Genomic DNA, 9,060 nt, shown 5'->3' with positions numbered 1-9,060 from the left:
GGCACCGGGCCTGGTATCGACGGCTGGCACTGGATGCGGAGGCCGGATGGATCAGCCCTGCGCAGCCCGGCTGGATCGCTCGGCTCGAGCGCGAGTACCCCGATCTCCGGGAGGCTCTCGAATCCGCGCTGGCCGAGGACACCGAGGAGGCGGCGGACGCGGGCCTGGATACGGCTTCCGCGCTCTGGGAGTTCTGGGTGTTCCGCGGTTTCCACGGGGAGGCGCGGTCCTGGATCGGACAGCTCCTCGCCCACCCCAGCGTTCGATCGATACCCGACCGGGTGAAGGCACTGCGCGCCGCCATCGACCTGGCGGCAACCCAGGGTGACTTTCGGTCCGCGGCAAGGCTGCTGCAGGAGGGTCTGGCGCTGATCGAACGTCACCCCACGCCGGTATCGCAGGCGCAGATGAACCACGCCGCAGGCGTATTGGCCCTGCTCAGTGGCGATCCCGCGCGTGCTGCCGCACTGCTGGAGGCTGCCATCGAGGTCTACCGGTCAAACCTCACCGGTCATCTCCATATCCACGCGCTGACCTTGCTGGGCCTGACCTATGAGATGCGCGGCGAAACGGAGAAGGCGATCGAGCATCAGCAGCGTCTGATCGATATCACTGGACAGTGCGGCGGAGTCCTCTATCGCGCGCTGGCCCTGCGGAGTATGGGCGTCGCCGAATGGCGACGCGGCAATATCGACCGTGCGGAGGAGCTGATAGAGGAAGCCCTGCGAGTCGATCGCCCACTGAACAGCCACCTGGTACTGACGATCTGTTTGGAAGCGCTGTCATGGATCGCCTGTCACCGACACGAAGCCGAGCGGGCGGCAGTGCTCATGGGAGCGGCGGGCCACCTGTGGCCGGCCGGCGGCAGCCGCGAGCGCATCTTCGCCACCCTGTCGCACTTCCACGAGGAGTGCGAGCAGGCGGTGCGCAAGACGATCGGAGACAACAGGTTCAGTGCTGCCTTCGACCGCGGCCGCAAGATGAGCGCCACCGCGGCGCGGGCATACGCGCTTCGCGAGCAATCGACCAGTACGACCGCCGGAGCGCATGCGAGCACATCGTTGACCAAGCGGGAACGGCAGGTTGCCGCGCTGGTCGCCCGAGGGCTGAGCAACAGGCAGATCGCGACCGAACTGGTGGTCTCACCCCGCACTGCCCAAGGACACGTCGAGAACATACTCGCCAAACTCGGCTTCACCTCCCGCGCGCAGATCGCGGCCTGGATAGTGGACCAGCACGATGAGAGCTGATCTGTGTGTTCTCGCGGAGCGGTGTCGGTCGGTGCGGGGGCCGCGCCCGGAAATCCCGGCTACGATTCGCGGCAGGAATTCCCAGTGACCGATAGTGCCGCGCACGACGAACTCGTCGGCGAACTCGATGGTGATGTAGAAGTAGTTCGCGGCGGTACATGTCTGTCCGCCGTTACCGAACTTCGCGGGCATGGCTCCGTTGACAGCCGCGACGACACCGACATCGGCTGCCACGATAAATGTTCCCTGCACAGCGCTGATGACCGCCGGTGGGCCGAGCGCTGATCCACCCCGCCCCGCGGAGTCCTGAGTCGGGACCCGCAGCAGTCGAGTCCGTACCGTCAGATGAAATCCATTACCGTGCTGCGAGGACGACTTCGAACCGGCAGTGCCTCGAGTGCCCTTTCAAGGTCGCAGGGGAATCGGTGACAGACAGCCGATGTTCATCGCCCTCGACGGGCACTCGGCAAGCCTTTGAACGCGTCCGGAGTGATCCGTCTTTCGTGACCGTGACATCAGTCGAGCAGCGCAGCCCCCGGGCAGGCCAGCCGGTTCCGGCTCGTCCGAGTCTGGAAGCGGGCGGCTGGAATGCCGCCGCCGAGCCAGGCAGGCGTGGCCGACTGATGCCCGCCGAGTGTCGAGCTCAGGTCCTGCAGCAGGACCCGGTCGCCAGCGCGCGATATTGACCTACACGAATATTCGCGAATACGCTCGGGAACAACCGGATTCGTTTACCTCAGCGCACTTACCGGCACCTCAGCCGACCCTGGCACCACGCCCCTCACCCACAGATCTCGCACCCACCACGCCTGAGCCTCGAGCCACCAAGGAGAATCAGCTATGGCCAAGTCCCGGGTCTCGTCCCGCTTCCTGATGCCTCCGGAGGAGGTGCTGCGGGCTCGGGAGAAGTTGGTGCTGGACCATTTCCACGACGAGGTCGCCCAGGACTGGGACGCGACCTTGTCGACCTTCCCGCACCCGCACTACGAACTGATTGCCCAGATGCTGGTGCACGACGGTGACTCGGAGGTGCGGGAATATTACACCGACACCCGTGTTGCGTTTCCGGACCAGCACCACGAGCTGATCGCGTTCCGGCACAGCCCGGACGCGGTGATCGTGGAGTTCTGGCTGCTCGGTACCCACAAGGGTTTCCTGGGGCAGATCCCGCCGACCGGGTCGACGCACCGCACCCGGATGACGGCCTTCTTCATCTTCGACGAGAACGAAAATCTGGTGACCGAGCGCGTCTACTTCGACCAGCTCACCATTGTGAAGCAGTTGATCGGTGGTCTGGACAAGAAGAGTCCCAAGGGTCTGTTGAAGCTCGCGCGCGTCGTGAAAGGGATCCTGTCCATGTCGGGTGGCGTGCCCGACCCTCGGCTCCTCGACACCACTCCACCCGAGGTCGGCAGCTGACTACCGCGATTATTGCAAGAGCTACGCACCCGGCACTGCCACTTCGTGCGGTGGAAGTGTTCGGCTGGACCACGAGAGCAGCACACGCACAGTGAAGATCATCCATCTCAACTGCGGGACGATGCGCCCGTGGGGTACGCCCGACGGGTTGGTGTGCCATGTCCTGCTGTTGGAAACCCGCTCAGGGCTGGCGCTCGTGGACTCCGGTCTCGGTCTTCACGACCGGGGGGCACCGGCTGCCCGGTTCGGTCCTGCCCGGCACTTCGTCCGCCCGGTTTTCAGCGAAGACGAGACAGCAATCCGTCAGATCCAGGCGTTGGGCTACGACCCGCACGACGTACGCGACATCGTGCTCACGCACTTCGACGCGGATCACACCGGGGGACTGGCCGACTTCCCTTGGGCCCGTGTCCACCTGACCGCGCAGGAGCAGGAGGCCGCGCTCCATCCCCGGGGAGTGGTCGAGCAGGGCCGCTATCTGCCTGCCGTCCGAGATCACCGACCGGAGCTGATCCCTCATCAGCCTCGATCCGGCGACGCCTGGCTCGGCTTCGACACCGCCGAACAGCTCACCGAGATTGACGACGGGATCGTGCTGATCGCGCTGCCGGGTCACACCCGCGGTCACGCAGCTGTCGCGGTCGACGGCGGCCACCGATGGGTGTTGCACGCGGGCGATGCTTTCTATCACCACGGCCGGCTCGCAGGTACGTCCTCGCCGCTGTCCCTGCGGATCATGGAACGTGCGCTCGCCCATGATTGGAGTAGAGTCCAGGCCAATCACGTCCGCCTAGGTGAGCTGTGGACCAGCGCCGAGTCGGATATTCAGATGGTCAACGCCCACGATCCCTATCTCTTCTACAACTCCGTTGGACCTGGCGGGCCCGGCGTATGAACGCCGTACGCCCGGGGTCTACGCCCGGGTCCCAGCAGCCGGCCGGTCCGGTCCCCACCGCTGCCGCCGGCGCAACTCGATGATGCGATCCTCGGCCGCAGGGGTGTGCGCTGCGGGCATCGGTGCGGGCGTGAGCTGCGATCGGTCAGCCCGTCACGGCCATAATCGTGGAACCGGCTGATCCATTTGCTCACACACTTGCGTGAAATTCCCATCGCTGCGGCGGTGTGGGCTTGCCGCCACCCGGCTCAGTGGCGTTCCACGATCAGCAATCGGCCGTGGAAGGTGGTGCGGGCGTCACGGTGGGACACGAGAGCCTCCTGCGGTAGGGCGTCACCTTCGACAAGCCACACTCCACCCGGAGGCTCTCCCTACTTCAACCCGGCGCGCCTGCTACCAACGTCCTGGCCGAGTACACCTAACCGGTATCGCGGCAGACGTCGTCAGTATCCGAGTGCTGCGATGCTGCTTCTGCTCCGCGTTGCCCCACATTCGGGCTGCGAGCGAAAACGACGTGGGGCGGAGCACCGGCGGCTTCTCGAAGAACCGGTAGCGCCAGAGCGCACTGGCAGTTGATGGGGAGTGCAGCCAGGGCGCGCTGTATGGGCCGGACGCCATTCGAGTTCGCCGGTGGGAACGGCGAGTTCGAGCTCGGGAAGTGCGTCGAGCAATTCGGTTGATGGCACCGATCCGCCTGGACGTACCCTACCGACGGGCAAATCGACCGGTCCCGGCGAGGCTCGCCGTCTCACTCCGTAGTTCCCGGCGATGGTGAACCCGTGCTCGAAGATTTGACAGGTGACCGTGCCTTGGAAGCCGACTCCACAGCTGGCGTAGCCGAAGGATGTCTATGTCCCTCCGGCAGGACTCTTGCATCGCCCGGATACGTGAAGGTGGGCGCATCGGAGGCGACGTACCGGGCCGGTTCGCCGCTGGATCCCGCGGCCGAGGAGCTCGCTCGATGAGCGCAATGACGGCCCGTGCGGTTGCAAGAAGCCTGTGGGGCCGATCGACCTCACCGGCTCTACTCCTGGCTCACACCGTCGGATCCCACGGGGCCCGGCTGCCGCGTGGTTGGTCTTCGGCCAGTTCGACGCGCTCGATATCGCGGACGATGAGCGGGTGGCCGACTACGGCCGACTGCGATAGCCACGGCGACTTCCGGATCGACAAGCTGAAGTGGCGAGCCAACCGATGGCTCCGCCGCATGCGGACAGCGGGCGGTCCGCAATCCGCCCGCCGCTCGACCCTTCGACACACGGCCTACTTTCCGCTTCCCGTTCCGATGGGCAGGAACAGAAGGGGAATTCTGACGCCGGGAAAGGTGAATGATGGGAGCGGCATGGGTGGGCCTGGCTCGGGGTCGTCATCGTAGTAGTGCTGGTGATGGTGATGGTGATGGTGATGATTATCGCGGCGTGGCCCACGGTCACCGCGGTTGCCATCTCGATCGGCCGCTTCGAATTCGTCGGTGGCAGTGGGTGCCTGCGCATCTGAAAGCGCGGGAGCGGCGGTCAATACGCAAGGAACGTTAGCGAGTGCGGCGGATATCGCCATACCCGCGGCCAGTCGACGAATCTGTGAAGTGGGTATTCGGTTCATATTTCCTCGATCGGTTTCGCTGCCGATTGCGGGTATGGCCAGCGGTTGGATTGCCGGGAAGCGGAGGTACCCGAATAGTGTACCGTTGGATAACGGCATGATCATGACTGGGAATGCCGCGCGACCGCGTGCGGATGTCACCCGCGCTCCAGGTGGTGGTTCGTGCGCAGTTCGGCGACCGGCTCCGCGCCGCCTGCTGTGAGCAGTAGGTGACGGATGCCACGCTCCGCCAGCGGGATGTCGGGACAACTGGCGACCCAGTCCTCCAGCGCCGCCGGTGAGGAGGACCGTCCCTTGCGGATCCGGTACCGATCCGTCGGGGGGAGGGTGTCAGCGACGGGTGTGGTCAACGCTACGCCGATGAGCAATGAGGTCGATCGTGGGTAGAGTCGCCGCCGCGCGCCTGTCGACCACGGCTCAGATGCCGGGCCGCGAGTCACTTATGTCCGCTTACGCCGAGCAGTGGGCAGGCGCGGCGGGGCCAGTAGTGACTGCACTGTGGCGGTGGTGACCGAGGCTCCCTGGGTCGGCGCCAGCCGTCCGGCACGGACCTCCTCGGCTGCACCTTGTAGCACATAGTGGATCGCGCTGACCAGCCATGTCAGTGGGAGATCGGTGCGGAACACGCCCTCGCGGCGGCCGCGATCCACGAGGGCGGTGACCCGTTCGGCGGGTGTGGCGTGCAGTTCGCGCACTCGCGCCGCCGAGACGTGACCGTCCGCCGCGGCCAGCAGGATCGAGGATTCGGCGAGTAGTCGCCAGCTCGAGGCGAGCAGTCGCGTGAGCGCTCGAGCGGGGTCCCCGGTCAGATCGACTGTCTCCAACGTCTGTTCACCCAAGCGCAGTGCCTCGGCCAGCGCGGCTTCCACCAGTGCTCCGCGGGTGCGGAAGTGCCCGTACACCGTCATCCGTCCCACGCCCGCCGCGGCGGCGACATCCTCAACGCTCGCCTCGGGGTCCGCACTCAAACAGATTCGTGCCGCCTCGGTGATGCGGGCGATATTGCGTTCGGCATCCGCGCGGCGCCTGCGCGGTGCGGGGTCGGGGTCGGGGTCGGCCATATCCTCACCCTACTCGTACAGGGAAATACGAGTTACACTGGTTAAGTCGTACTTAGATGTACGACATATTGCCGGAGGTTGTTTGATGTCCGTTCACGAACCAGGCTCTGTCCGCGGCCCCTCCGAGGAGGCCGCGTCCGATGCCGCACCGGCGCCGCGACGGTGGATGATCCTGGGTCTGCTGGCAGTCGCGCAGTTGATGCTCATCCTCGACATCACCGTGGTCGCGCTGGCTCTGCCCCACATCCAGACCGATCTGGAGTTGAGCCGGGAGGCCCTGACCTGGACCGTGAGTGCTTACACGCTGGCCTTCGGTGGGCTGATACTGCTCGGCGGACGCCTGGCCGATGTCGTCGGTGCGAAACCGATGGTGCTGGCCGGATTGACGGTTTTCACCCTCGCCTCACTCGGTGTGGGTCTCGCGGAAAACGGCACCGTGCTCTTGGGCGCCCGCATCGGGCAAGGTATCGGTGCCGCGATCTTGTCACCGGCCGCACTGTCGCTGGTGGTGATCTTGTTCAGCGGCACCGACCGCAACAAGGCATTGGGCGTCTGGTCGGCCCTAGGGGGTGCCGGTGCCGCGCTCGGCGTGTTGCTGGGAGGATTCCTGGTCGCCGGTTTTGGCTGGTCCTGGGTGTTCTTCATCAACGTCCCGATCGGATTTGCGATCATCGCCGCCCTGACTCGTATGCTGCCGCGTACCCCCGGTAACTCCGCTCGTCTCGATGTCCTCGGTGCCGTGCTCGCCACAGCGTCGTCGACCGTACTGGTGTACGCGCTGATCACCGCGGGTGATCATGGCTGGATCACCGTCCGTACCGGTGTCCTGCTGATCACGGCCGCGCTCGGTTACACGGCGTTCGCCGTGCGGCAGCGTCGCGCCCGGACACCTCTGATCAGTCTCGCGCTGCTCACCCGGCGCTCGGTTCGCACCGGAATCGTACTCATCTTCACCGCGACCGCGCTGATGATCGCGGTCTTCTTTCTCGGCACCTTCTACTTTCAGCACGCGCGCGGGTACAGCGCACTCACCAGCGGACTGCTGTTCCTTCCTGTTGCACTGGCAACCATGGCCGGCGCTGACCTGACCGGCCGCGCGCTGGCCGGTGTCGGTATACGCCCACTCGCGGTGGGAGGACTGATACTGGCCACAACCGGAATGGCGATCCCAGCGCTCTCCCTGCACCCGTTGGCCGTGGTCACCGGCATCGCCATCGCTGCCGCCGGAACCGGCGCACTGTTCGTGGTCGCGTCGGCCACTACCCTGAGTCAGGTCGAGCCAGCGGAAGCCGGCATTGCTTCAGGAGTTCTGAGTACATTCCACGAATTCGGAGCTTCCTTCGGAGCCGCAGCCGTATCCAGCGTCGCCGCCGCCGCCATCACCGGCAGTGACTTCGATGGTTTCGGCGGCGGATTCGTGCTTGCGGCCGCCGCCGCGCTCACCGCCGCCGTGCTCACCGCGCTACTCACCCGCCCCGGCGCATCCGACAAAGCCTGACTCCCACATCGGCCCCGGCCCACACATGCTGCGGTCGAGACCGGACCAACCGGTTCGACGACCTCGACTGCGCCCTCCACCGCCTCGCCGTTCCACGGCCTCCTCCGAGGTGGAAAGCAAAGGAGAAACCCGTATGGCCCCTGACAGTTACCTCATTCGGCCGGCCGCGCGAATCGCCTACCAGTTCCACGGCTCCGGCTCGCCGGTCGGATACGCCCACGGTGTCCCCCTCAGCCGCGCAGCGGTGCGCCGGCTCGGCCTGTTCGATATCGACGCGCTCGGCTTCGGCCGACGGCTGCTCACCTATGACCAGCGTGGACACGGTCGTTCCACCGGACGGCCGGTGACCGAAGACTATCGATTCGAAAACTTCACCGCCGACCTGCTTGCCCTGCTCGAAGAACTAGACCTCGACGAACCCATGGACTTCGTGGGCTCTTCACTAGGAGCCGATTGCGCACTGCGAGCCGCCATCGCCGAACCTCACCGCTTCCGGCGGCTGGCGTTGCTGATCCCGCCCGCCTCCGGAGAAACCGGACCGGACCGAGCCACCCGCTGGTACTTCGACACCGCCGAGCAAATCGAAGAACTGGGTGCGGCGCAGTGGCGCCGAGCCGCGGCCCACGCCGAGCCGCTGCCCATCTTCGCCGAGTACCCGCAGTTCGACCTCACCCCGGACGTGGCCGATGAGCTCCTTGTCTCGGTTTTGCGGGGGGTCGGGAGCTCGGAGCTGCCACCCGATGAAGCGATCTCGACCATTCACCAGCCCACCCTAATCCTCGCCTGGGACACCGATCCGCTACATCCGGTGACCACTGCGGAACGACTACACGAACTGATTCCCGCCTCGACATTGCAGGTGGCGACTTCGGTCAACGAAATCAAAACCTGGACCCGGCGAGTCACAGACTTTTTCGCCGACTGAGAGCCCCTCACAACGGTCGCCGATCGCTCCACCAGGGACTGTGGATTTAGAGAAAAGGTGCCCTGAACTGCAATAATTCGGCTCCGTTGCCTCAAATCGGCAATTCAGCCACAAGATCGTTTTGGACACACCCGCCCCGGTGACGGAAAACCAGTGGCTGGGTGTGACCTTCCGGACGTCGAAGACGCTCCTGCGATTCCGCGAGGGACACCCGTATCTGCCACACGGTACGCGCCTCATGTCGGCCAACGACGATCAGCGGCGCGAGTTCTACCGACTACGGCGGCGCGAGAACAACGAAACGGACTTTGTCTACTGACTGGGCCCCGATGGCGGATCCACCGATCATGCGAGTTGCGGTTGGTTGAACTCGGTCGGTGTCCATCGCTGCCGGAACGCTTCGGGAGTGA

At 65.4% G+C, this 9,060-nt stretch carries 9 protein-coding genes and 1 pseudogene; 6 read left to right on the top strand and 4 right to left on the bottom strand.

Annotated elements, in window-relative coordinates:
* A partial coding sequence (locus ABZV91_RS31195) for a LuxR C-terminal-related transcriptional regulator (RefSeq protein WP_355249314.1) occupies positions 1–1,250 on the top strand: 1,250 nt, incomplete at its 5' end.
* On the opposite strand, the gene ABZV91_RS31190 is transcribed toward ABZV91_RS31195, so the two are convergent.
* A complete protein-coding gene (locus tag ABZV91_RS31190) occupies positions 1,143–1,442 on the bottom strand; it encodes a hypothetical protein (protein WP_355249313.1) in 300 nt (99 codons plus the stop codon). The two genes, ABZV91_RS31195 and ABZV91_RS31190, sit on opposite strands and share 108 nt — an antisense overlap.
* Before the next feature lie 648 nt (positions 1,443–2,090).
* Here ABZV91_RS31190 and ABZV91_RS31185 point away from each other — a divergent pair.
* Positions 2,091–2,669 carry an ester cyclase gene (locus ABZV91_RS31185; protein WP_355249312.1) on the top strand — a complete coding sequence of 193 codons (579 nt, stop codon included), beginning with the start codon at positions 2,091–2,093 and terminating at the stop codon, positions 2,667–2,669.
* Positions 2,670–2,760: 91 nt separating this feature from the next.
* A complete protein-coding gene (locus ABZV91_RS31180) occupies positions 2,761–3,564 on the top strand; it encodes an MBL fold metallo-hydrolase (protein ID WP_355249311.1) in 804 nt (267 codons plus the stop codon).
* 33 nt (positions 3,565–3,597) lie between these two features.
* On the opposite strand, the pseudogene ABZV91_RS31175 reads toward ABZV91_RS31180, so the two are convergent.
* From ABZV91_RS31175 to ABZV91_RS31165, 3 genes and pseudogenes are all read right to left on the bottom strand, one after another.
* A pseudogene (locus ABZV91_RS31175) lies at positions 3,598–3,875 on the bottom strand (leucine zipper domain-containing protein); the annotation flags it as partial.
* Positions 3,876–5,303: 1,428 nt separating this feature from the next.
* Entirely contained in the window at positions 5,304–5,534 is a 231-nt protein-coding gene (locus ABZV91_RS31170) for a hypothetical protein (protein WP_355249310.1), read from the bottom strand.
* A gap of 72 nt (positions 5,535–5,606) precedes the next feature.
* Complete coding sequence (locus tag ABZV91_RS31165) at positions 5,607–6,227, bottom strand: TetR family transcriptional regulator (RefSeq protein ID WP_355249309.1); 621 nt, start codon at positions 6,225–6,227, stop codon at positions 5,607–5,609.
* 85 nt (positions 6,228–6,312) lie between these two features.
* On the opposite strand from ABZV91_RS31165, the gene ABZV91_RS31160 reads away from it, so the two are divergent.
* From ABZV91_RS31160 to ABZV91_RS31150, 3 genes are all read left to right on the top strand, one after another.
* Positions 6,313–7,725 (top strand): MFS transporter, encoded by a 1,413-nt coding sequence (locus ABZV91_RS31160; RefSeq protein ID WP_355249308.1) that lies wholly within the window; start codon positions 6,313–6,315, stop codon positions 7,723–7,725.
* Between the two features lie 133 nt (positions 7,726–7,858).
* Positions 7,859–8,650, top strand: coding sequence for an alpha/beta hydrolase (locus ABZV91_RS31155; RefSeq protein ID WP_355249307.1), 792 nt, complete (start codon positions 7,859–7,861; stop codon positions 8,648–8,650).
* A 139-nt stretch (positions 8,651–8,789) separates the two neighbouring features.
* On the top strand, positions 8,790–8,969 hold the full coding sequence (locus ABZV91_RS31150; protein ID WP_355249306.1) for a hypothetical protein: 180 nt from the start codon (positions 8,790–8,792) through the stop codon (positions 8,967–8,969).
* The last annotated feature ends 91 nt before the right edge of the window (positions 8,970–9,060 follow it).

This window comes from Nocardia sp. NPDC004568, assembly GCF_040609955.1.
Classification (GTDB): domain Bacteria; phylum Actinomycetota; class Actinomycetes; order Mycobacteriales; family Mycobacteriaceae; genus Nocardia.
Note: the sequence above shows the minus strand (reverse complement) of the source record. Positions and strands in the feature narration are given on the sequence as shown.

Excerpts from the sequence above, each read along its gene's own strand:
- ABZV91_RS31190 (WP_355249313.1), bottom strand. The coding sequence starts at position 1,442 with ATGCCCGCGAAGTTCGGTAACGGCGGACAGACATGTACCGCCGCGAAC.
- ABZV91_RS31185 (WP_355249312.1), top strand. The coding sequence starts at position 2,091 with ATGGCCAAGTCCCGGGTCTCGTCCCGCTTCCTGATGCCTCCGGAGGAG.
- ABZV91_RS31165 (WP_355249309.1), bottom strand. The coding sequence starts at position 6,227 with ATGGCCGACCCCGACCCCGACCCCGCACCGCGCAGGCGCCGCGCGGAT.
- ABZV91_RS31160 (WP_355249308.1), top strand. The coding sequence starts at position 6,313 with ATGTCCGTTCACGAACCAGGCTCTGTCCGCGGCCCCTCCGAGGAGGCC.
- ABZV91_RS31155 (WP_355249307.1), top strand. The coding sequence starts at position 7,859 with ATGGCCCCTGACAGTTACCTCATTCGGCCGGCCGCGCGAATCGCCTAC.